Raw genomic sequence first — 23,543 nt, 5'->3', positions numbered from 1 at the left:
CTCGCTGTCGTGACCGGCGCGGCCCGCTGTGACGAGGCCGACATGGCCCGACAAGGACGCCGTTATTGTCCTGTGACGTGTCTCCCACTCTTGTGAAAAGACACACGAACGTGTCATTCGATCTTTTTCACCTGCAAGAGTGATCCCAGATCGCTCATACGTTCTTTGCTGGCTGATTCCCGGTCAAAGATCCACAATTCGTCCTCCGGGAGCACAGCTGTGGCAGCCCTCGCGCGTTGGTGTGTCCGCAACCGCCTGATGGTGGTGCTGCTCTGGCTCATCGCCCTGGGAGGCACCGCCACCGCGGCCGCCGTCGCCGGCTCCGCGTACTCCAACGACTACGAGGTCCCCGGCACCGAGTCCGGCCGTGCCACCTCGCTGCTCACCGAGGCCTTTCCGGATCTCGGCGGCGACAGCGACACCGTGGTCTGGCACACCACGACAGGCTCCGTGGACGCCGCGGACGTCGAACAGACCATGACCCGGACGCTGGAGAAGATCGCCGGCCTCCCCGGGGTGGCCTCCGTCGCCGGCCCCTACGGAGACCAGGGCACGGCCCGGATCAGCAAGGACGGGCACACCGCCTACGCGACCGTCACCTTCGAGGACCGCGCCGAGGACATCGACGAGGGCGAGGCGCGGGCCGTCGTCGACACCGCCAAGGCCGCCGAGAGCGACGGGCTCCAGGTCGAACTGGGCGGCAGCGCCATCGCGCTCACCGAGTCCTCCGGCGGGCACCTCGCCGAGATCGTCGGCGTGGTCGTGGCCGCCGTCGTGCTCTTCCTCGCCTTCGGCTCGCTCGCCGCCTCGGCGCTGCCCATCGCCACCGCCCTCGTGGGCGTCGGCACCGCCTACGCCGGGATCGTGCTGCTCGGGCACGCCATGACCGTCGCCGACTTCGCGCCCATGCTCGGCATGCTCATCGGGCTGGGCGTCGGCATCGACTACGCCCTGTTCATCGTGACCCGACACCGGCGCGGGCTGAAACGCGGGCTGCCGGTCCCCGAGGCCGCCGCGAACGCCGTCACCACCACCGGGCGCGCGGTCGTCTTCGCGGGAGCCACCGTGTGCATCGCCCTGCTCGGCATGCTGGTCCTGCGCCTGAGCTTCCTCAACGGCGTGGCGATCGCCGCCTCGCTCACCGTCGTCCTCACGGTCGCGGCCTCCGTGACGCTGCTGCCCGCCCTGCTGTCCTTCATCGGCATGCGCGCCCTCAGCCGCCGTGAACGCCGCCGCCTCACCGAACACGGACCCCAGCCGGAGCTCCCGACCGGGCTCGCCGCGCGCTGGTCGGCGTTCGTGGAGCGCCGTCCCAAGCTCCTCGGCGCGCTCGCCCTGGTCGTCATCGGCGTGCTCGCCCTGCCCACCTTCTCCCTCCGCCTCGGCACCTCCGACCAGGGCAACGGCCCGGAAACGGCCACCACCCGCCAGGCCTACGACCTCCTTGCCGGAGGCGCCTCGCGCTCGAGCGCGGCCGAGAGCGGGGGAGGTTTCGGGCCCGGCGTCAACGGCCCGCTGACCCTGGTGACCCGCGTCGGCGGCGCCGAGGACCGGCTCGCCCTGGACAACCTCGACACCGCCCTGCGCACCACGGACGGTGTGGCGTCGGTGTCACCGGTGACCTTCGGCTCCGGCGGCCGCACCGCGTATCTCACCGTGGTCCCCGACTCGGCCCCGCAGTCGCAGCGCACCAGCGAACTCGTCGACCGGCTGCGCACCGAGGTGCTGCCCCGCGCCGAGGCGGGCACCTCCCTCGACGTGCAGGTCGGCGGCGTCACGGCCGGCTACGACGACTTCGCGGACGTCATCGTCGACAAGCTGCCGCTCTTCGTGGGCGTCGTCGTCGGACTGGGCTGCCTGCTGCTCCTGCTGGCGTTCCGGTCCGTGGGCATCCCGCTGAAGGCCGCCGTCATGAACGTGGCCGCCGTCGCCGCCGCCTTCGGGATCGTGGTGGCCGTCTTCCAGTGGGGCTGGGGCAGCGACCTGCTGGGACTCGGCCGCGCCGGTCCCATCGAACCCTTCCTCCCCGTGATCATGGTCTCGGTGCTGTTCGGGCTCTCCATGGACTACCAGGTCTTCCTGGTCGGCCGGATGTACGAGGAGTGGCTGGAGACCGGCGACAACCGGCGCGCGGTCCGTATCGGCCTCGCCGAGACCAGCCGGGTCATCAACTCGGCCGCCGTCATCATGATCTCGGTCTTCCTCGCCTTCGTGCTCAGCGGCGACCGGGTGATCGCCATGTTCGGCATCGCGCTCGCCGCCGCCGTCGCCCTCGACGCCTTCGTCCTGCGTGCCCTCCTCGTCCCCGCCCTCATGCACCTGCTCGGCGGCGCCAACTGGTGGTTGCCCCGCGCGCTCGACCGGCGCCTGCCGCGGATCAGCATCGAACCGCCCGAGTGCCGGGCCGCCCATGAGAAGCTCCCCGGGGCGATGGAGGAACTGGAGAGGGAGCCGCGGCCGGATGTACGCGATATCGCTGGGTGACGGAGCCGAGTTGCGCCCCCTGGAGCCCTGGCACGCCGAGGAGTTCCTGACACACCTGCAGCGCGGCCGGGACTTCATCAACCGCTACGCCCCCTTCGGCACGAAGGCCGTCGACGTGGCGACCGCGCGGGTGACGCTGCAGAGATACGCCGACATGCGCGCCGCCGACACCGGCTCGCTGCACGGCCTGTGGCTGGACGGCCGCCTGGTGGGCGGTGCGCTCCTGCTGAACTTCGACGCCGGGAGCGGTAACTGCGAGGTCGGCTGCTGGCTGGAGCCCGCCGCCACCGGACGAGGGCTGATCACCCGGGCCGTGCGGGTCCTGATCGACCACGCGGTGGAGCAGCGCGGGATCCAGCGGGTCGAGTGGATCGCCTCCGCCGGCAACACGGCCAGTCTGAACGTCGCCCGGCGGCTCGGCATGACCCGCGACGGCGTCCGCCGCCAGGCCCACCCCTATCGTGGGGAGCGGCACGACCTCGAGGTGTGGTCCGTGCTGGCCCAGGAGTGGCGCGACGCTCGCGCGGCCGCCGCTCACAACGATCATTAAGGGACCTCTCAGAGAGCGTCCGTACGGTGCGAGGTATGGGAACCAAGACTGCTGACCAGGCCGGGGCCGAATCCGGCGCCGGGGCCACGAGCGACGAGGAGAAGGTGGACGTCACCAGGACCGACGCCGACGACCGGGCGGCGACGGAGACCGAGCCCGAGGACTCCGGGGAGCTCGCGGACTCCCGGGAGAGCGGCGTGCGGGAAGCGCGGGCCGAAGACGACTTGGACGGGCTCGGGGAGGAGTCCGTCGGCGTGGGGCAGGGCGCGGGCGCGGTCGTCTCCGCGGTCCTCGGCTTCGTGTCGCTGACCGGCAGCTGGGTCGGCACGATCGCCGCCCAACGCGAATCCATTCTCGGTCAGATGGAGAACTCGGCGAGCGGGACCCCGAGCATCGCCGTTCAGCTCAAGGAGAGCTACGGCGATCCCTGGCAGATCACCGCCCTGTGCGCCGGCCTGTTCGCGCTCACCGCGCTGGTCGTCGGCGTCGTCGTGCTGGCCCGCCCGGCCTTCGGCAGCCCGGACCGGCCGCAGGCGGCCTGGATCAAGTCGGTCTCCTGGGCGGGCGTGACGCTCGGCGTGATCGGTCTGCTGCTGGCCGTGCTCAAGTACACCGACGCGCTGCTCGCCCTGCCCGGGAGCTGAGTTCCCGCAGACCACGAGGGGTCTCAGGACGGCCGTAAGCACCTTACGGCCGGCTCTGAGGCCCCTCGGGCGCGTCTAAGGCCCCGCCGCCCGCCGAAGATGCGGAACTCTCCCGATGCGGCGGACCCCCCTGGGAGACGAAGGTCGAGGCATCGCGGACAAGCGAAGCCGAAACCGATCTCCCAGGGGATGCACACCATGTACGAGTACGAGCTCCACCAGGCCCGTTCCGCCGAACTGCGCCGTCGGGCCGCCGACGAGGGGCTCGCCCGCACCGCCGCCCGAGGCGCTCGCGCGGCCCGCCGCGCCGCCGCCGAACGCGCGGACGGGGGCGCCGAGTCGGAGTCCCATAGCCACCGTACGCGCCGGCTCCGGTTCCCCCGGACGGCGTGACCGCCGCGCCGGTGGCGGGCGGCCGCACGGAGGTCGGCCGCCCGCCCACCGGGGGCACACCCGCCGGGGGAACACCTCGGTCCCCGCGCACCGGGGGCCCGGCGATAACCGCTGGGCCCCCCTCGTGCCCGCGTGCGATGCTCGCCCCCGTGGAGACCAGGTCCGTCAGCCCCGTCTTCGTCGGCCGTTCCGACGAGCTGGACATCCTGCACGACGCGCTCTCCCGCGCCGCCGCGGGAGAGCCCCAGGCGTTGCTCGTCGGCGGCGAGGCCGGGGTCGGCAAGACCAGGCTCGTCGAGGAGTTCGCCGCGACAGCCGGCCGCGGGGGCGCCGTCGTCGCGGTCGGCGGCTGCGTCGAGATGGGCGCGTACGGACTGCCCTTCGCCCCGTTCTCCACCGCCCTGCGGGCCCTGCGCCGCGCCCTGCCGGACGAGTTCGCGGCCGCCGTCGCCGGACAGGAGGACGAACTCGCCCGGCTGCTGCCGGAGTGCGGGGAGGCCACCGCCGGACGCCACGACGAGGAGGGCACGGCCCGGCTCTTCGAGCTCGTCGCACGCCTCCTGGAACGCCTCGCCGCCGACCGCACGGTCGTCCTCGCCCTGGAGGACCTCCACTGGGCCGACGCCTCCACCCGCCACCTGCTGTCCTACCTGTTGCGCACCCTGCGCAGCGGCCGCCTCGTCGTCCTCGCCACCTACCGCGCGGACGACATCCACCGCCGTCACCCGCTGCGCCCCCTGCTCGCCGAACTCGACCGGCTGCGCACCGTTCGGCGTCTCGAACTCGCCCGCTTCACCCGGGACGAGGTCGGGCGCCAGATCGCCGGCATCCTGGCCCGCGAACCCGACCCCGAGCAGGTCGACGCCATCTTCGAACGCTCCGACGGCAACGCCTTCTTCGTCGAGGAACTCGCCGTCGCCGCCCACGAGGGCTGCCGCACCGGCCTCACCGACTCCCTGCGCGACCTGCTCCTCGTCCGCGTCGAGGCACTGCCCGACAGCGCCCAGAACGTCGCCCGGATCGTCGCCGAAGGCGGCTCCACCGTCGAGTACCGCCTGCTGGACGCCGTCGCCCGGCTCGCCGAGGACGATCTGATCGAGGCCCTGCGCGCCGCTGTCAACGCCCATCTGCTGCTCGCGGCGCCCGGCGGGGACGGCTACCGCTTCCGCCACTCCCTGGTGCGCGAGGCGGTGAGCGACGACCTCCTGCCCGGGGAACGCTCCCGCCTCAACCGCCGCTACGCCGAGGCCCTGCAGGCCGACCCGACGCTCGTCCCCGCCGACGAGCGCGTCATGCGGCTGGCCAGCTACTGGTACCACGCCCACGATCCGGCCAAGGCCCTGCCCGCCGTCCTCGACGCCTCCGTCGAAGCCCGCTCCCGGCGCGCCTACAGCGAGCAACTACGGCTTCTGGAGCGGGCGATGGAGCTGTGGGAGGCCGCACCGGAGGAGGTGCGGGCCGCGCTGCGTCCCGTCGACCACACCGAGGTGTATCCCTCCTGCCCGCCCGAACGGCCCGAAGGGGTGCCCGGCGGCGGCCCTGCCCCCGCCACCACCCCGCTGCGCTACCTCGACCTCCTGGCTGAGGCCACCGTCGCGGGCCGCTACTGCGGGGAACGCGAGCGCGCTCTGAAGATCGCCAAGCGCGCGCTGCGGCTGCTGGACGACGGAGCGGGCGACCCCCGGCGCGCCGCCTGGTTCTGGGTGCAGCGCTCCCGTCTGGTGCGCGCCCTGGGCCGGGGCAGCGGCCGTGAGGAACTGGCCAGGGCGCAGGAGCTGATGCGCGGTCTGCCGCCCAGCGAGGTGCACGCCGAGGTGCTCGCCCACGCCGCCGGCTGGTCCGCGCTCCACGTGCCGGGACCGGACGCCTACCGGGCCGCCGAGCAGGCGGTGGAGTACGCCCGGATGGTCGGCGCCCGCGAGACCGAGCTCAAGGCCCGCCAGATCCTGGGCATCCTCATGGTCGACGCCGGGCACATCGAGACCGGCCTCACCGAACTGTCCGAGGTCAAGGACCGGGCGCTCGCCGAGGACATCCCCACCGTCGCGCTCGACGCCTATGTGAACCTCCCCTCCGAGCTGGAGGCGGTCGGACGTTCCCGGGAAGCCGTCGCGATCATGGCGGAGGGACTGCTCTACGCCCAACGGCAGGGACTGCCCGACACCGAGGCGTGGGTCCACGGCAACCTCGCCGAGTCCCTGCTGTCGCTGGGGCGTTGGGACGAGGCGGACCGCGCGAGCGCCGAGGCGGGACGCATCGCCCGGGGCGTGGGCGTCAAGGGCGTGCACGCCACGCTGCGCGCCGAACTCGCCCTGGCCCGCGGCGATCTCGCCGAGGCGGGCCGCCGACTGGACGCCGCACAGCGCTATGCCGGCTCCAGTGAACGCATGCCGCAGCAGCATCTCCCGCTCGCCCGCCTGGCCATCGCCCTCGCCGTGGCCGAGGACCGTCCCGCCGACGCCCGCTCCCACCTCGAACACGCCCTGGAGGTCGGATTCCCGCCCGGCGCCCAGCGCTACGCCTGGCCCCTGCTGCTCACCGCGGTCTCCGCGGTCGACGCGGTCCCGGCGGTCGACGCGGCGGCCGGGACCGACGCCGGGCTGCCGGACCGGATCCGCCGGGCGGCGAAGAAGCTCGTCGCCATCGCTCCCGTCTGGCAGGCGCACGCACTGTGGCTGCACGCCGAACTCGCCCGCGCCGAGGGCCGTGACGACCCGGACGACTGGTCCGAGGTCGTCGCCGCCCTCGAGTGCCTGGAACGCCCCTACGACCTCGCGCGCGCCCGGCACCGCCTGGCCGAGGCCCTGCTCGCCGTCGGCGGGGACGCCGCACGCGACCGGGCCGCCGAACTCCTGCGCCTCGCGCACGCGGTCGCCGCCCACCTCGGGGCCCGCCCCCTCGCCGACGCCGTCGCCCTGCTCGGCCGGCGCGCCCGGCTGCCCCGGACCACGGCCCCGGGCACGCCGGCCGACCCTGCGGACCCGCTCGCCCCACTCGGCCTCACCAGCCGCGAACGCGACGTGCTGCGTCTGGTCTCCGCCGGCCGCACCAACCGGCAGATCGCCGAGGAGCTGTTCATCTCCCCGAAGACGGCCAGCGTGCACGTCTCGAACATCCTGTCGAAGCTCGACGTCTCGGGCCGGGGAGAGGCGGCAGCGGTGGCACATCGCCTGGGACTGTTCCCGCCGACGGCCGGGGACGGCCTGATCGCGCGATAATAGGACAAGCCGACCGTGACCCGGCAGAGGAGAACGATGTTCAACGCCTTCGAGGAACTCTTCTCACCGGGCCGCAAGCACACCCGGGACGAGCAGAACCGGCTGGAGCTGACCCGGGAGGACGTCGGCGACGCCGATCCCGGGCGCGGGCCGATAGACCTCGCCTCCGGAAAGGTCGTGGTCCGGGCGGCCGAACCGGAGCCGACGAGGGACGCTCCGCCGGGGGAGGCACCGGCGTAGGAGGCCCGAGAGGGGGGCGACGCCGACGCGATAGTGGTCCGCGGCGGGAGAGGTCCGCGGCGGGGGAGAGGTGACGGCGTCGGTCAGGTCACCCGCAGCTCCAGGATCCGGTCGTCCCCCTTCTTCGGGTCGCCGCGGCCGTCCGTGGCGCTGGTGGTGACCCACAGCTTGTCTCCGCCCGCCGCCACCACCGTGCGCAGCCGGCCGTAGTCGCCCCTGAGGAAGGCCTGCGGATCCGCCGAGACGGCCGTGCCCTTCAGCGGGACGCGCCACAGCCGCTGTCCCCGCAGACCCGCCATCCAGATCGAGCCCGCGGCGTAGGCGATGCCGCTCGGAGACGCCTCGTCGGTGTGCCACTGAGCCGTGGGGTTGTGGTACTTCGCCTCCTTGGACGTGCCCTCGGCCGCCGGCCAGCCGTAGTCGGCGCCGGGTTCGATCGCGTTCAGCTCGTCCCAGGTGTTCTGGCCGAACTCCGACGCGAACAGGCGCTGCCTGGCATCCCAGGCCAGCCCCTGCACGTTGCGGTGGCCGTACGAGTACACCGGGGAGTCCGGGAAGGGGTTGCCCGGGGCCGGCTCGCCCTCCGGGGTCAGCCGCAGGATCTTGCCGCCGAGGGACTTCTTGTCCTGCGCCAGACCCCGGTCGCCGTTCTCGCCGGTGCCGACGTACAGCTGCCGGTCGGGCCCGAAGGCGATCCGGCCGCCGTTGTGGATCATGCCCTTGGGGATGCCCTTGAAGATCGTGTCGGGCGCCCCCAGCTGATCGCCGGCGGGTCGCTTCGCGTCGTAGAGCATGCGGACGACGCGGTTGTCGGAGGCCGAGGTGAAGTACGCGTAGACCATGTGGTCGGAGGCGTAGTCGGGCGAGAGGGCGAGGCCCAGCAGGCCGCCCTCGCCGCCCGCGGAGACGCCCGGCACCTCGCCCAGCTCCGTCTTCCCGCCCGTCTTCTCGTCCACCCGCGTGATCGTGCCCTCGTCGCGCGAGCCGACCAGCAGGCCGCCCTCGGGGAGGGGAGCGAGACCCCAGGGGGTGTTCAGCCCCTCGGTGACCGTGCGCACCACTTCGACGGTGCCCTTCGCGGGCGGGGTGCTCTCGGCGGCCGGGGAGGTCCGCGCGGCCGTACTCCCCGGGGGCGCGCTGGCGGAAGCACCGGGCGCCCCTCCGGCGCCGGACGAGCAGCCGGCCGTCACCAGCAGAGCGCCCGTGGCCAACACGGCCGACACAGCTCGACGTCGCACGATCATGGTCCCTTCGACACGCGGGTTCCTTCGGCGGCCTTCACCTGTCTTACGCCGCCGGCGCCTCCCGGGTTCCCGTTCGGCGCCGGGTCGACCCGAAAGCGGTGCTCGTCCCCCCGCTCCGGCGCCCGGCAGGGGCGCTCACTCCCACGATCCCTGCGCCCCCGGCAGATGCGCCAGTTCGGCCAGATCCTGCGGCGTCAGACGCAGACGGGACGCGCGCGCGTTCTCCGACACCCACCGCTCCCGCTTGGCGCCCGGCACCGGCACCACGTGCCGGCCCTGCGCCAGTACCCAGGCCAGGGCGGCCTGCGCGGCCGTCACGGAGTCGCCGTGCCGGGCGGCGACCCGGCGCAGACCGACGACGATCGGCTGGTTCGAGGCCATCATCTCGGCGGTGAACCGCGGATGCCGGGCACGCATGTCGTCCGGTTCGAATCCCTGCCCGGGGGTCAGCCTGCCGGTGAGGAAGCCGTTGCCGAGCGGCATCGCGGCAAGGAAGCCGACGCCGCGCGCCTCGCACCACGGCAGCAGGCCGTCCAGCGCCTCCGGCGACCACACCGACAACTCCGCCTCGACCGTGCTCACCGGGAAGACCTGCTGAAGGCGCCGCAGCTGCCGAATCGTTCCGTCGTACAGGTGCCCGCTCGATCGCCGGCCGCCCCGCGCGCCCACCGCACACAGTCCCAACGCCCGCACCTTGCCCGCCCCGACGAGCTCGGCCATCGCGCCCCACGTCTCCTCGATCGGCACCTCGGGATCGGCCCGGTGCAGCTGGTAGAGGTCGATGACGTCCGTCTGCAGCCGCCGCAGGGAGGCGTCGCACGCCCGTTTCACATACCCCGGGCGGCCGTTGGCCACGATGTGCTGTTCGCCGACGAGCAGACCGACCTTCGTCGACACGAACGCGTCCTCGCGCCGCTCCTTCAACGCCCGCCCCAGTAACAGCTCGTTGGTGAACGGGCCGTACATGTCGGCGGTGTCCAGCAGGGACGAGCCCTCGTCCAGTGCCCGGTGCACCGCCCTGAGCGACTCGTCGCCCCGCTGCCGTGACCCGCTGTACGCCCAGCTCATCGGCATGCACCCGAGACCGACGGCACCCACCTCGAGCGCCCCCGCGCCGATCGTCCTGCGCTCCACCTGCTCGAAACCCTCCCTCACCCGGCCCCCAACCTAACCTCTGCCGCGGCATGGGCCTGACATAGCCTCCCGCCCATGAGTGCTGACGTATGGCTGCCCATCCCCCCGCAAGAGATCGAGGGCCTCCCGCAGGGCCCGGACTACCGCTTCTGGAACGGAGAGCAGGACTTCCCGGCGGATCCCGCCGACTGCGCCTTCTACGTCGTCCCCTACATGAAGGCCCCCGAGGTCGGGCAGCGGCCCCTGCCCGCGATGAGCTCCCTGGAGGTCGTGCAGACCCTGTCCGCCGGCATCGACCACGTGGAGCCGGCCCTCGGAGCGCTGCCTGCCGGAGTACGGCTCTGCAACGCGCGCGGGGTGCACGAGGCGAGCACGGCCGAGCTCACGCTCACCCTGGTCCTCGCCTCGTTGCGCGGGGTCCCCGACTTCGTCCGGGCCCAGGAGCGGGGGGAGTGGCTCGGCGGCTTCCGGCCGGCGCTCGCCGACAAGAACGTGCTCATCGTCGGATACGGCTCCATCGGCTCCGCCATCGAGGACCGGCTCGTGCCCTTCGAGGTGGCGCGGGTGGCGCGCGTCGCGCGCTCGTGGCGCACGACGGCGCGCGGCCCCGTGCACCCGATCGCCGAACTGCCCGCCCTGCTCCCCGACGCTGACGTCGTGATCCTCTGCACGCCCCTGAACGAGACCACCCGCGGCCTCGTCGACGCCGGGTTCCTGGCCCGGATGAAGGACGGCGCGCTGCTCGTCAACGTGGCCCGCGGCGGGGTCGTCGACACCGAGGCGCTGCTCGCGGAACTGGAGAGCGGCCGGCTGACCGCGGCGCTGGACGTCACCGACCCCGAGCCGCTGCCCCCGGGGCACCGCCTGTGGAGCGCGCCGGGCGTACTAGTGAGCCCCCACGTCGGCGGACCCACCTCAGCCTTCCGGCCCCGGGCCGAGCGCCTGCTGGCCGACCAGTTGCGCCGCTTCGTGAACCGCGAGCCGCTGCGCAACGTGATCCTCACGACGGGTGCCCCGACCGGAACGTGACGGCGGCGGCCCCACGCTCCGGTTCGGGCACCCTCCGCAGTCCCCCGGACGCGGTCCGTACCTCATCCGGGCGCATATGCCGGTGATCGTCACGCAGAGTAGAGGAACTATGTCCCTGAGTGACGAGACTGGTGTATCGTCCCGACAGGGGCTACGCCGCGCACCATCGGCGTCAGGGACGGACATCTCAGACTTTTGAGGGGGGCGACGGGCGATGCACGGCCAATGGACGAACGATCCGACGCGGCGGAGCCGCCGTCGGCGACCCTGGCGCTCGGCCGCGCGCGGACAGGGCGGCAGCACTCACCGGGACCCGGGGTCGGCACGGACCGGGAGGGCCCGGTGAGCTCGCCGCCGACCTCCACGCCCCTTCTCGACGGAGCGCCGCGCACACGGCCTGCGGCGGGGATGCCGCGCTTCGCCGCGCCGCCCGCGGGTGGCCCCGGGCCCCACGGGGTCCACCAACTGCTGCTGGCCTTCCTGTGCGCGGGATACGCCGTCGGCGCCGCGCTCGGCTGGGGCTCGGAAGAACTCGCGTTGATCATGGGCGACTTCGGGCTCACCGCCGCCGCCGGCACGGCCGCCGTGTCCTGCTTCTGCTACGCGCGCATCCGCCGCGTCCGTTTTCGACCCGCCTGGATGCTGTTCTCGCTCTCCTCGGCGATGGCGGCCCTCGGCAACCTGGTCTGGGGGTGGTACGAGGTGGTCCTGGGGCGGCCCGTGCCCAGCCCCAGCCTCGCCGACCTGTTCTTCCTGTGCTTCGCGCCCCCCGCCATCGTGGGCCTGCTGGTGCTCGCCGCCCGTCCCGTGACCAAGGCGGGCTGGGTCTGCCTGGGGCTGGACGCCTGGCTGATCGCCGGCTCGCTGCTCACCCTCTCCTGGAGCCTCGCCCTCGCCCAGGCCGCCGAACTCGACGGCCCGAGCGTGGCGCACGCGGCGCTGTCGCTGGCGTACCCGCTGCTGGACATCGCTCTGGTGAGCATGGTGCTGGTGTTGCACTTCCGGCGCACCGCGGTGAACCGCACCGGGGTCAACACGGCTGTCGGCGCCCTCGCGCTGACCGTCATGTGCGACGCCCTGTTCACCTCGCCGCTGCTGCACAACGACTACCGCTCGGGCCAGCTCCTGGACGCCGGCTGGTTCGCCGGCTCGCTGCTCCTGGCGTATGCGCCCTGGGCGGCCTACCGCCGGCACGGGCGGGCGGTGGACGAGGGACACACGCGCGTGGTGCACGAGCACCTGCCCGGACAGCGCGCCGGAGCCCGGAGGGTCACCTCCCCGCAGGCCCCGACACCCCCGCAGGGCGGTGACCACGGCTGCTATCCGGCCACCCGGCCCATCACCGGCTCGCTGGCCGCGCTCACGCCGTACCTGGCCGCCGCCGTCTGCACCCTGGGCATCCTCTACAACGTCCTCAACGGACGCAGCGTCGACCGCGTGGTGCTGCTGACCGGCGGCACGGTCGTGCTCGCCCTGGTGGTCCGCCAGGGGATCATGCTGCTCGACAACATCGCCCTCACCCAGGAACTGGCGCAGAAGGAGAACCACTTCCGCTCCCTGGTGCAGGGCTCCAGCGACGTCATCATGATCGCCGCGCCCAGCGGGGTGCTGCGTTACGTCTCCCCTGCCGCCGCCGGTGTGTACGGCCGGTCCGCCGAGGAACTGGTGGGCACCGAACTGGCTCACCTCATCCACCCGGAGGACCTGGGCTGCGTGGTTCACGAGGTGCGGCGGTTCCTCGCCGCCAGTCCGCAGGACGAGCCCACCACGCGCATCGAGTGCCGTTTCCGCTCCGGCGGAGGAGGCTGGCTCAACGTCGAGTCGACCGTCAACCGACACCACGGCGGCCTGATCTTCAACAGCCGGGACGTGACGGAGCGGGTGCGTCTGCAGGCGCAGCTCCAGCACAACGCCGAGCACGACCCGCTCACCGACCTGCCCAACCGCGCGCTGTTCACCCGGCGCGTGCAGCAGGCGCTGTCCGGCCGCCGCAGCACCGACCGAGGGCCCGCCCTGCGGGGCACGGCCGTCCTCTTCATCGACCTCGACGGCTTCAAGGCCGTCAACGACACCATCGGCCACGCCGCGGGAGACGCCCTGCTGGTGCAGGCCGCCCGCCGGCTGCAGGACGCGGTCCGCCAGGGCGACACCGCGTCCCGGCTGGGCGGCGACGAGTTCGCTGCCCTGATCGTCGGCGACGGCGCCCGTGACCGGGCCGCCCGCGAGCGTCACATACTGGAACTCGCCGACCGCCTGCGGCTCACGCTCTCGCAGCCGTACCTCATCGACGGCGACGAGGTCCGCGTCGCCGCGTCCATCGGCGTCGCCTTCGCGGAGCCCGGTCTGGGCGCGGGGGAGTTGCTGCGCAACGCCGATCTCGCCATGTACCGCGCCAAGGCCGGCGGCAAGGGCCGGGTCGAGCTGTACAAGCCGCAGATGCAGCAGGACGTCGTACGCAAGGCGGAACTGGCCACACGGCTGCGTGCCGCGCTCCATGACGGCGAGTTCGCCGTTCTGCACCAGCCCGTGGTGCGCCTCTCGGACGGCCGGATCTCGTCGGTCGCCGCACAGGCCCGCTGGCGTTCCTCGCAGGGCGTGCTCTTCACGCCCGCCGAGTTCCTGCGGGTCGCCGAGGACAGCGACAGGACAGCCGAACTGGGCCGCTGGCTGCTGGAGGAAGCCGTCGAGCAGGCCGCCGACCGGACAGCGAGCGGGCTGACGCTGCCCGTGGTCGTCCGGGTGGGGGCCCGGCGGCTGCTGGACCGCTCGATGCCGCTGGGCTCGGTGGAGGCGCTGCTGACGCGGCACGGCCTGCCGTCGGGCTCGCTGGTGCTCGAGCTCGCGGACACCGACCCCAGGGTGCCGCTGGACGAGCTGGAGCGCCGCCTGGGGGCCCTGCGCCGCCTGGGCGTCCGGATCGCCCTGGGCGGCGTCGGCGGCGGCTACGGAGCCCTCACGGCGCTGCGCCGGCTCCCCGTGGACATCCTCAAGCTCGACCGAACCCTGGTCGAGGGGGTCGTCGAGTCCGCCCGGCTGAACAAGATCACCGGCGGGCTGCTGCGGATCGCCTCCGATCTGGGGCTGCAGTCCGTCGCCGACGGCGTGGACCTGCCCGAGCAGGTCGCCGCGCTGCACGCGATGGGCTGCACGCACGGCCAGGGCATGGCCTTCTCCGGACCGCTCGACGAGTACCGGCTGCGCCGCGCGCTCGCGACGGGCCGCTATCCGGTGCCGCACGACGGGCCGGCCGAGCCCGCGTTCGCGGGCGGCGGTGCGGGGGTGTACACCAGTGGGGTGACCGCCGTCCTGGGGAGCGGAAGTGCCCTACGCTCACATAATGAGACTCCCGTCCCACCCGCTTGACATCCGGTGCGCGCCAGGGGGAGGGTCAATGCCATGCGCACCCGAATTCTCGTACTTGGCAAGCGCGTCGGCTGAAGCTCGTGACGTCCGGACGGACCCGGAGATCACAGCGACCTACACCCGGCGCGCTCCCCTCGCTTGCCTTATGGCACGAGGGGTTTTTTGTTGCACAAAACCCGGGCGACACCCCCGCACCACCCCCCAGCAGCACCCGCAGAACCTTCAGTAAAACCCTCAGCATCGAGAAGAGAATGCCGATGACCGAGCAGGCCACCGGGGCCCATCCGCAGCCGCGGCCCCGATCCGGAGGACAGCACTCCGCGTCCGTCGAGCACGTGACGGGTGCGCAGTCCCTCATCCGCTCTCTCGAGGAGGTCGGCGCCGACACGGTATTCGGCATTCCCGGCGGTGCGATCCTTCCCGCCTACGACCCGCTGATGGACTCGACGAGGGTCCGTCACGTCCTGGTCCGCCACGAGCAGGGCGCGGGCCACGCCGCCACCGGCTACGCGCAGGCCACCGGCCGGGTCGGCGTCTGCATGGCGACCTCCGGCCCCGGCGCCACCAACCTGGTGACCCCGATCGCCGACGCGCACATGGACTCGGTGCCGCTCGTGGCGATCACCGGGCAGGTCGCGTCCAAGGCGATCGGCACGGACGCCTTCCAGGAGGCGGACATCGTCGGCATCACCATGCCGATCACCAAGCACAACTTCCTGGTGACCAAGGCCGAGGACATCCCGCGGGTGATCGCGCAGGCCTTCCACATCGCCTCCACCGGCCGGCCGGGCCCGGTCCTGGTCGACATCGCCAAGGACGCCCTCCAGGCGAAGACCACCTTCTCCTGGCCGCCCGTCATGGACCTGCCAGGCTACCGGCCGGTGACCAAGCCGCACGCCAAGCAGATCCGCGAGGCCGCGAAGCTGATCACCGCCGCCAAGCGGCCGATCCTCTACGTCGGCGGCGGTGTCCTCAAGGCCGGCGCCACGGCCGAGCTGAAGGTCCTCGCCGAGCTGACCGGCGCGCCCGTCACCACCACCCTGATGGCGCTGGGCGCGTTCCCGGACAGCCACCCGCAGCACCTCGGCATGCCGGGCATGCACGGCTCGGTGGCCGCCGTCACCGGCCTGCAGAAGGCCGACCTGATCGTCGCCCTCGGCGCCCGCTTCGACGACCGCGTCACCGGCAAGCTGGACAGCTTCGCGCCGCACGCCAAGATCGTCCACGCGGACATCGACCCGGCGGAGATCGGCAAGAACCGCGCCGCCGACGTCCCGATCGTCGGCGACGCCCGCGAGGTCATCGCCGACCTGGTCCAGGCCGTCCAGAAGGAGCACAGCGAGGGCCAGCAGGGCGACTACAGCGCCTGGTGGACGGATCTGACCCGCTGGCGCGACACCTATCCGCTGGGCTACGACCAGCCCGCCGACGGTTCGCTCTCCCCGCAGCACGTCATCGAGCGCATCGGACAGCTCGCCCCCGAGGGCACGATCTTCGCGGCGGGCGTCGGCCAGCACCAGATGTGGTCCGCGCACTTCGTCCAGTTCGAGAAGCCCGCCACCTGGCTGAACTCGGGCGGCGCGGGCACGATGGGCTACGCGGTCCCGGCCGCGATGGGCGCCAAGGCCGGCGCCCCGGGCCGGACGGTCTGGGCGATCGACGGCGACGGCTGCTTCCAGATGACCAACCAGGAACTCACCACCTGCGCCCTGAACAACATCCCGATCAAGGTCGCCATCATCAACAACGGCGCCCTCGGAATGGTCCGCCAGTGGCAGACCCTGTTCTACAACCAGCGCTACTCCAACACCGTGCTGCACTCCGGCCCCAACGACGTCAACCCGGACGCCCGGGGCACCCGCGTCCCGGACTTCGTGAAGCTGTCGGAGGCCATGGGCTGTCACGCGATCCGCTGTGAGTCCCCGGACGACCTCGACAAGGTCATCGAGGAGGCGAACTCGGTCAACGACCGCCCGGTCGTCGTCGACTTCATCGTCCACGAGGACGCGATGGTGTGGCCGATGGTCGCCGCAGGCACCTCCAACGACGAGATCCTGGCCGCCCGGGACGTCCGCCCCGACTTCGGCGACAACGAAGACGACTGAGCGAGAGAGACGTAAAGAAGACATGTCCAAGCACACGCTCTCCGTCCTGGTAGAGAACAAGCCGGGCATCCTGGCCCGGATCGCCGCACTGTTCTCCCGCCGGGGCTTCAACATCGACTCGCTCGCCGTCGGCGTCACCGAGCACGCCGACATCTCCCGCATCACGATCGTGGTGAGCGTCGACGCGCTGCCGCTGGAGCAGGTCACCAAGCAGCTCAACAAGCTCGTCGAGGTGCTGAAGATCGTCGAACTGGAGCCCGGACAGGCCGTTCACCGTGAACTCGTTCTGGTGAAGGTGCGCGCCGACAACGAGACGCGCTCGCAGATCGTCGAGATCGTCCAGCTGTTCCGCGCCAAGACCGTCGACGTCTCCCCGGAGGCCGTGACCATCGAGGCCACCGGCAGCAACGACAAGCTCACCGCCATGCTCAAGATGCTGGAGCCCTACGGCATCAAGGAGCTGGTCCAGTCCGGAACGATCGCGATCGGCCGTGGCGCCCGTTCGATCACGGACCGCTCGCTGCGCGCCCTCGACCGGTCGGCGTAAGTATGGGAACGGGCGGCCGACGTCGGTCGACCGCCCGTATGCCGAGACCCCGAGACCTGACTTCCGCCCTCCGTCATACGGTGGGACGCACCACCTGCACCCAAGGAGAGAACCCAAAGTGGCCGAGCTGTTCTACGACGCCGACGCCGACCTGTCCATCATCCAGGGCCGCAAGGTCGCGGTCATCGGCTACGGCAGCCAGGGCCACGCCCATGCCCTGTCGCTCCGTGACTCCGGTGTCGACGTCCGCGTCGGTCTGCACGAGGGCTCCAAGTCCAAGGCCAAGGCCGAGGAGCAGGGCCTGCGCGTGGTGACCCCGGCCGAGGCCGCCGCCGAGGCCGACGTCATCATGATCCTGGTGCCGGACCCGATCCAGGCCCAGGTCTACGAGGAGTCCATCAAGGACAACCTCAAGGACGGCGACGCGCTGTTCTTCGGCCACGGCCTGAACATCCGCTTCGACTTCATCAAGCCCCCGGCCGGCATCGACGTCTGCATGGTCGCCCCGAAGGGCCCGGGCCACCTGGTGCGCCGTCAGTACGAGGAGGGCCGCGGCGTTCCGTGCATCGCCGCCGTCGAGCAGGACGCCACCGGCAACGCCTTCGCGCTGGCGCTGTCCTACGCCAAGGGCATCGGCGGCACCCGCGCCGGCGTCATCAAGACGACCTTCACCGAGGAGACCGAGACCGACCTGTTCGGTGAGCAGGCCGTCCTCTGCGGTGGTACGGCCGCGCTGGTGAAGGCCGGTTTCGAGACGCTGACCGAGGCGGGCTACCAGCCGGAGATCGCCTACTTCGAGTGCCTGCACGAGCTGAAGCTGATCGTCGACCTCATGTACGAGGGCGGCCTGGAGAAGATGCGCTGGTCGGTCTCCGAGACCGCCGAGTGGGGCGACTACGTCACCGGTCCGCGGATCATCACCGACGCCACCAAGGCGGAGATGAAGAAGGTCCTCGCCGAGATCCAGGACGGCACCTTCGCGCGTGAGTGGATGGCCGAGTACCACGGCGGTCTGAAGAAGTACAACGAGTACAAGCAGCAGGACTCCGAGCACCTGCTGGAGACCACCGGCAAGCAGCTCCGCAAGCTGATGAGCTGGGTCGACGAAGAGGCCTAGGCCTCGGGGACAGGGGCCGGAGCGCAATGCTCCGGCCCCGTTGTCCATCCCGTCCACCCACGGACGGGTGATCCTTCCGCGGAGGCACGAGGCGACCTCCGCCGCAGCACTACACTGCTGCCTGTATACGCGTTCAGGCCCACAGCGTCGTGCGTCTTCCACGCGGCAAGCCCCTCCTCCGCCTGCGGCCGTCGGGACGGCCGTCCGCACGCTCTGGACTTGTGAGGACTCACGTGAGCTCGAAACCTGTCGTACTCATCGCTGAAGAGCTGTCGCCCGCGACCGTGGACGCGCTTGGCCCGGACTTCGAGATCCGGCACTGCAACGGCGCGGACCGAGCCGAACTGCTCCCGGCCATCGCCGACGTCGACGCGATCCTGATCCGCTCGGCCACCAAGGTCGACGCCGAGGCGATCGCCGCCGCGAACAAGCTGAAGGTCGTCGCACGAGCCGGCGTCGGCCTGGACAACGTCGACGTCTCCGCCGCCACCAAGGCCGGCGTGATGGTCGTCAACGCCCCCACCTCGAACATCGTGACCGCCGCCGAGCTGGCCTGCGGTCTGCTGCTCGCCACCGCCCGCCACATTCCGCAGGCCAACGCCGCGCTGAAGAACGGCGAGTGGAAGCGCAGCAAGTACACCGGCGTCGAGCTCGCCGAGAAGACGCTCGGCGTCGTCGGTCTCGGCCGTATCGGCGCGCTGGTCGCGCAGCGGATGTCCGGCTTCGGCATGAAGGTCGTCGCCTACGACCCCTACGTGCAGCCCGCGCGCGCCGCGCAGATGGGGGTGAAGGTCCTGTCGCTGGACGAGCTGCTCGAGGTCGCCGACTTCATCACCGTCCACCTGCCGAAGACCCCCGAGACGGTCGGTCTGATCGGCGACGAGGCGCTGCGCAAGGTCAAGCCGGGCGTGCGCATCGTCAACGCCGCGCGCGGCGGCATCGTCGACGAGGAGGCGCTGTACTCGGCGCTGAAGGAGGGCCGGGTCGCCGGCGCCGGCCTCGACGTGTACGCCAAGGAGCCCTGCACGGACTCCCCGCTGTTCGAGTTCGACCAGGTCGTGGCCACCCCGCACCTCGGCGCGTCGACCGACGAGGCGCAGGAGAAGGCCGGCATCGCGGTCGCGCGGTCGGTGCGCCTCGCCCTCGCCGGTGAGCTCGTCCCCGACGCGGTGAACGTCCAGGGCGGTGTCATCGCCGAGGACGTCAAGCCCGGTCTGCCCCTCGCCGAGCGGCTCGGCCGGATCTTCACCGCGCTGGCGGGCGAGGTCGCGGTCCGCCTCGACGTCGAGGTGTACGGCGAGATCACCCAGCACGACGTGAAGGTGCTGGAGCTGTCGGCCCTCAAGGGCGTCTTCGAGGACGTCGTCGACGAGACGGTGTCCTACGTCAACGCGCCGCTGTTCGCGCAGGAGCGTGGTGTCGAGGTACGCCTGACGACCAGCTCGGAGTCGGCCGACCACCGCAACGTCGTCACCGTGCGCGGCACGCTCTCGGACGGCGAGGAGGTGTCGGTCTCCGGCACGCTGGCCGGTCCCAAGCACCTGCAGAAGGTCGTCGCGGTCGGCGAGTACGACGTCGACCTCGCGCTCGCCGACCACATGGTCGTCCTCAAGTACGAGGACCGGCCGGGCGTCGTCGGCACCGTCGGCCGAATCTTCGGCGAGGCGGGAATCAACATCGCGGGCATGCAGGTCGCCCGGGCGGCGGTGGGCGGCGAGGCGCTGGCCGTCCTGACCGTGGACGACACGGTTCCCGCGGGCGTGCTGGCGGAGGTCGCGGAGGAGATCGGCGCGACGTCCGCTCGTGCCGTGAACCTCGTCTGAGGTTCGCCGCACGTTCCGGAGGCTGCCGCACCCGGGCCCCCGCTTGGCCCTGAAGGGCCTCGTCCGCAAACGCCGGGCGGGCTGAGAATCTCAGCCCGCCCGGCGTTTTGCGTGTGCCGTCACCTGTTCTCGACGTGGATCCTGCGCAGGGTCGCCGTCGCCGCGGCCGCGGCTCCCAGGAGGACCACCGCTCCCGCGATCGCCGCCCCTCGCAGGCCGTGGGTGAAGGCCTCGCGGGCCGCTGCGGCCAGGGCGTCTCCCGTGCGCCCGGGCAGGTGGCCGGCGACGGCCAGCGCGCCGCCGAGGGTCTCGCGGGCCTCCGCAGGGGCCGAGGCCGGCATGTCGTGCCGGTAGAGCGCGGTGCCGATGGAGCCGAGGACGGCCATCCCCAGAGCGCCCCCGAACTCGGCGCCCGTCTCCAGCAGCGAGGACGCCGAACCCGCGCGTTCGACCGGCGCCGCGCTCATCGCCAGGTCCGTCATCTGCGAGAGGACCATGACGATGCCCGAGGCGAGGACCCCGCAGGCGGTCAGCACGAGCCACATCGAGTCGGTGCCGGCGAGGGCGAGCAGGCCGTAGCCGGCCGAGCCGGTCGCGAAGCCCGCCGTCACGACGTGGGCCCGGTCCACGCCCTTCTGGACCAGGGACGTGGCCAGCGGGGCCGCCATGCCGATCGGCACCGAGGGCAGCAGCGCCCACAGGGCCGCCTCCAGCGCGCTCTTGCCGAGGACCGACTGCAGGTACTGCGTGGTGAAGAACGCCGAACCCAGCATCCCGAACGAGGAGACGAGGTTCAGCACGACCGCGGGGGCGAAACCGGGCCGGCGGAACAGGGCGGGGGAGATCATCGGGTCGGCGGCCGTGCGCTGGCGGTGGACGAAGAGGACGGCGAAGAGCAGACCCACGGTCATGGAGACGACGTACGCGGTGTGCCATCCCTCGGAGGCGATCTCCTTCAGACCGTAGATCACGGGGAGCACGCCGGCCATCGACAGCGGCACGCTCGGCCAGTCGAAGCGGCCCGGGGCGGGATCGCGCGACTCCGGCAGCAGGACCGGACCGAGGACGAGCAGCAGGGCCATCGCGGGCAGGTTGACCAGGAAGACCGAGCCCCACCAGAAGTACTCGACCAGCACGCCGCTCATCACGGAGCCGAGCGCGATGCCGCCCGTCATCACCCCGGACCACAGGCCGATCGCCTTCGCGCGCTGGCCGGGGTCGGTGAACATCGTGCGGATCAGGGCCATCGTCGAGGGCATCAGGGTCGCGCCGCCGATGCCGAGCACCGCGCGGGCCGCGATCAGGGTCTCGGCGCTGTCCGCGTAGGCCGCGGTCAGCGAGGCGGCGCCGAAGGCGGCCGCGCCGACCAGCAGCAGCCGGCGGCGCCCGATGCGGTCGCCCAGGGAGCCCATCGTCATCAGCAGGCCCGCGAGGACGAACGCGTAGATGTCGAAGATCCACAGCTGCTGGGTGCCGCTCGGCTCGAGGTCCGCGCTGATCGCCGGGATCGCGAAGTAGAGGACGGAGACGTCCATGGAGACCAGGAGCAGCGGCAGCATCAGCACGCCGAGGGCGGTCCATTCGCGGCGGCCGGCGCGGGGCGCCGGGGCGGTGACAGTGCTCGTCGGGTTCGTCATGACAGGGACTGTACGGCCGTATAAAACATCTGTCTAGAACGCTTGTGTAATTCATGTGTATAGGACGCGCGTATGGATCCGGCTAGGCTGACGGCATGGGACATCGTGAGGATCTGCTCGAAGGCGCCAAGCGCTGCCTGCTGGAGAAGGGGTTCCTGCGGACGACCGCGCGGGACGTCGTCAAGGAGTCGGGGACCAATCTGGCGTCGATCGGCTACCACTACGGCTCCAAGGACGCGCTGCTGGTGCAGGCGTACGTCGCGCTGATCGAGAGCGCAGGCGACGACTTCGACCCGGGCTGGGGCGCGGGCGGCGGGGCGACGGCGCCCGCGGGATCGCTGGAACGCTTCCAGGAGGTGTGGGCGAGCATCATCGCCTCGGTGCCGCGGACGCGGGCGATCTGGCTGCTGAGCTTCGAGCTCGTCGTCCAGGGCGACCGGCTCCCCGAGGTGCGCAAACTGCTGGCCGAGGCGCAGGAGGAGGGCCGGTCGGGGATCGTGCCCATGTTCAACGGCGTCCCGGAGGCCGAGCTCGACGAGGAGACCGTCGACACGGAGGGCCGCTTCTACCAGACCCTCCTCAACGGGCTGATGGTCCAGTGGCTCTTCGACCCGGCCACGGCGACCGACGCGGCGCAGCTCACCGAGGGTCTGCGGCGGGTGATCGCGGGCGCGGCGAAGAACTGAGCGGGGGCGGGGGAGCGGGCCGGCGCGGCCGGCCCGCCGCTACAGCCGGGCCGCCTTCAGCGTCATGTGGAGCAGGAGCCGGTCCTCGCCGTCGTCCAGGTCGAGGCCCGTCAGCTGCTCCACCCGCGACAGCCGGTAGTACAGCGTCTGCCGGTGGATGCCCAGTTCGGCGGCCGTGCGGCCGGCCTGGCCCGCGCAGTCGAGATAGACCTCGGCCGTGCGGGCCAGTTCGCGGTGGGCGGGGGAGGTCAGCGCCCGTACGGCGGGGTCCTGGGCGCTCGCCGGGGGCAGCGAGGTGAGCAGACGGTAGGGGCCGATGGACGACCACAGCGCGACCGGCCCCAGGCGGGGCTCGGCGAGGGCGGCCCGCGCCGACGCCGACGCCTCCTCCCACGCGGCCCCGAGCTCCGCCAGGCCCGTCCGCCCGGCGGCCACGCCCGCGGCCGCCTCCGGCGCCCGCTCCCGCAGCCGGGCCGCCGCCGACGTCGCGGGTGCGAGGACGTCCGCCGAGCGCAGCCGCACCAGCAGCGCCAGCGACCGCGACCCCGTGCCCCACGGCACCGTGCACCAGGCCGTCGCCCCCGGCAGGGTGTGCAGCGAAGGGGCGTCGTCCGGATCGGCCAAGGGCCAGGGACTCACGCACACCACCGTGTGCGGACCGTCCGCGCGGGCCCCGAGCGCGGTGCGCAGCTCCGCCACAGCCATCTCCCGGGGCCAGCCCGGCTGTGCCGCGAGGACCGCGCGCAGCTCGCGGGTGAGATCGGCGCCGTGCCGGGCCTCGTCGGCGAGCAGGGCGCCGATCCGGGCCGTCACCTCCATCGCCGAGGCGAGCTGCGCGTCCGAGGGCCCGGGATCGTCGTCCAGCAGCCAGACGTAACCGAGGACGACGCCCCGATGCCGTACGGGAAGGCAGACGCGGCCCCGGTGCACCCCGGCCTCCGGGGTGGGCGGGATCCGCACCGGGCCCCTCGCGCGCGTGATGCCGAAGCCCTCGAACCAGGCCCGGACGGCGGCCGTGGAACGCCTGGTCAGGATCGAGCGGGTGCGGACCGGGTCCAGCGCCGACTCGTCGAGCTCGTCCTCGCTCGCGTACGCGCCGAAGGCGAGAAGCTCGAAGTCCCGGTTTTCCAGGGTGGCGGGGGCTCCCAGCAGCTCGGAGAGCTCGTCGACGAGTTCCTGGTAGTCGCCCCGGTGGTCCCTGTAGTCCGACGTCACCGGGGCATTCTCCCCCATGCGCGATCGTTCTTCATACATCTGTCTGAGATCCGCGGCACGGATGCGTGACAGCTGTCGATGGCCCACGATCGGAGGGATCCTTAGGTTTCACGG

The 23,543-nt window shown here is 72.2% G+C and carries 17 protein-coding genes; 13 read left to right on the top strand and 4 right to left on the bottom strand.

The features are described from left to right. The first annotated feature begins 219 nt into the window (after nucleotides 1-219). The 6 genes from C6376_RS01815 to C6376_RS01790 all read left to right on the top strand — a co-directional run bounded on the left by C6376_RS01815 (nucleotide 220) and on the right by C6376_RS01790 (nucleotide 7,529). The gene (locus tag C6376_RS01815; protein WP_107441785.1) at nucleotides 220-2,484 is read left to right on the top strand and encodes an MMPL family transporter; all 2,265 of its coding nucleotides are present in this window, start codon (nucleotides 220-222) and stop codon (nucleotides 2,482-2,484) included. Further along, nucleotides 2,462-3,034: a GNAT family N-acetyltransferase gene (locus C6376_RS01810; protein ID WP_107441784.1), complete on the top strand. Its 573-nt coding sequence runs from the start codon at nucleotides 2,462-2,464 to the stop codon at nucleotides 3,032-3,034. The genes C6376_RS01815 and C6376_RS01810 overlap by 23 nt, the downstream gene beginning before the upstream one ends. A gap of 35 nt (nucleotides 3,035-3,069) precedes the next feature. Next, nucleotides 3,070-3,678, top strand: a complete 609-nt coding sequence (locus tag C6376_RS01805) for a hypothetical protein (protein ID WP_107441783.1) — start codon at nucleotides 3,070-3,072, stop codon at nucleotides 3,676-3,678. A gap of 198 nt (nucleotides 3,679-3,876) precedes the next feature. Continuing rightward, nucleotides 3,877-4,071, top strand: coding sequence for a hypothetical protein (locus tag C6376_RS01800; RefSeq protein WP_107448715.1), 195 nt, complete (start codon nucleotides 3,877-3,879; stop codon nucleotides 4,069-4,071). 137 nt (nucleotides 4,072-4,208) lie between these two features. Further along, a complete protein-coding gene (locus C6376_RS01795) occupies nucleotides 4,209-7,289 on the top strand; it encodes an AAA family ATPase (protein ID WP_107441782.1) in 3,081 nt (1,026 codons plus the stop codon). Nucleotides 7,290-7,325: 36 nt separating this feature from the next. Further along, the gene (locus C6376_RS01790; protein ID WP_107441781.1) at nucleotides 7,326-7,529 is read left to right on the top strand and encodes a DUF6191 domain-containing protein; all 204 of its coding nucleotides are present in this window, start codon (nucleotides 7,326-7,328) and stop codon (nucleotides 7,527-7,529) included. Between the two features lie 83 nt (nucleotides 7,530-7,612). Here the strand turns inward: C6376_RS01790 and C6376_RS01785 are convergent, their stop codons facing one another. Beyond that, nucleotides 7,613-8,773: a sorbosone dehydrogenase family protein gene (locus tag C6376_RS01785; protein WP_173985560.1), complete on the bottom strand. Its 1,161-nt coding sequence runs from the start codon at nucleotides 8,771-8,773 to the stop codon at nucleotides 7,613-7,615. A 135-nt stretch (nucleotides 8,774-8,908) separates the two neighbouring features. Then, nucleotides 8,909-9,907 carry an aldo/keto reductase gene (locus tag C6376_RS01780; RefSeq protein WP_107441779.1) on the bottom strand — a complete coding sequence of 333 codons (999 nt, stop codon included), beginning with the start codon at nucleotides 9,905-9,907 and terminating at the stop codon, nucleotides 8,909-8,911. A 75-nt stretch (nucleotides 9,908-9,982) separates the two neighbouring features. Between C6376_RS01780 and C6376_RS01775 the strand changes: the two genes are divergently transcribed. The 6 genes from C6376_RS01775 to serA all read left to right on the top strand — a co-directional run bounded on the left by C6376_RS01775 (nucleotide 9,983) and on the right by serA (nucleotide 19,891). Beyond that, nucleotides 9,983-10,936, top strand: a complete 954-nt coding sequence (locus C6376_RS01775) for a 2-hydroxyacid dehydrogenase (RefSeq protein WP_107441778.1) — start codon at nucleotides 9,983-9,985, stop codon at nucleotides 10,934-10,936. A 342-nt stretch (nucleotides 10,937-11,278) separates the two neighbouring features. Then, nucleotides 11,279-14,299 (top strand): bifunctional diguanylate cyclase/phosphodiesterase, encoded by a 3,021-nt coding sequence (locus tag C6376_RS01770; protein ID WP_173985850.1) that lies wholly within the window; start codon nucleotides 11,279-11,281, stop codon nucleotides 14,297-14,299. Between the two features lie 257 nt (nucleotides 14,300-14,556). Next, nucleotides 14,557-16,404: an acetolactate synthase large subunit gene (locus C6376_RS01765; protein ID WP_173985559.1), complete on the top strand. Its 1,848-nt coding sequence runs from the start codon at nucleotides 14,557-14,559 to the stop codon at nucleotides 16,402-16,404. Between the two features lie 22 nt (nucleotides 16,405-16,426). Next, nucleotides 16,427-16,951 (top strand): acetolactate synthase small subunit, encoded by a 525-nt coding sequence (ilvN, locus tag C6376_RS01760; protein WP_057584948.1) that lies wholly within the window; start codon nucleotides 16,427-16,429, stop codon nucleotides 16,949-16,951. A 118-nt stretch (nucleotides 16,952-17,069) separates the two neighbouring features. Further along, on the top strand, nucleotides 17,070-18,068 hold the full coding sequence (ilvC, locus tag C6376_RS01755) for a ketol-acid reductoisomerase (RefSeq protein ID WP_107441775.1): 999 nt from the start codon (nucleotides 17,070-17,072) through the stop codon (nucleotides 18,066-18,068). A 233-nt stretch (nucleotides 18,069-18,301) separates the two neighbouring features. Then, a complete protein-coding gene (serA, locus tag C6376_RS01750) occupies nucleotides 18,302-19,891 on the top strand; it encodes a phosphoglycerate dehydrogenase (protein WP_107441774.1) in 1,590 nt (529 codons plus the stop codon). 119 nt (nucleotides 19,892-20,010) lie between these two features. Here the strand turns inward: serA and C6376_RS01745 are convergent, their stop codons facing one another. Continuing rightward, nucleotides 20,011-21,528, bottom strand: a complete 1,518-nt coding sequence (locus C6376_RS01745) for an MFS transporter (protein WP_107441773.1) — start codon at nucleotides 21,526-21,528, stop codon at nucleotides 20,011-20,013. A 95-nt stretch (nucleotides 21,529-21,623) separates the two neighbouring features. Here C6376_RS01745 and C6376_RS01740 point away from each other — a divergent pair, with 95 nt between their 5' ends. After that, nucleotides 21,624-22,214, top strand: coding sequence for a TetR/AcrR family transcriptional regulator (locus C6376_RS01740; protein WP_107441772.1), 591 nt, complete (start codon nucleotides 21,624-21,626; stop codon nucleotides 22,212-22,214). Between the two features lie 39 nt (nucleotides 22,215-22,253). On the opposite strand, the gene C6376_RS01735 is transcribed toward C6376_RS01740, so the two are convergent. Further along, complete coding sequence (locus tag C6376_RS01735; RefSeq protein WP_107441771.1) at nucleotides 22,254-23,447, bottom strand: CdaR family transcriptional regulator; 1,194 nt, start codon at nucleotides 23,445-23,447, stop codon at nucleotides 22,254-22,256. Between the last annotated feature and the right edge of the window lie 96 nt (nucleotides 23,448-23,543).

Origin of the sequence: Streptomyces sp. P3, assembly GCF_003032475.1 — a bacterium.
In the GTDB taxonomy this organism is placed as follows: Bacteria; Actinomycetota; Actinomycetes; order Streptomycetales; family Streptomycetaceae; genus Streptomyces.
This window is presented reverse-complemented; position numbering and strand designations above follow the sequence as displayed.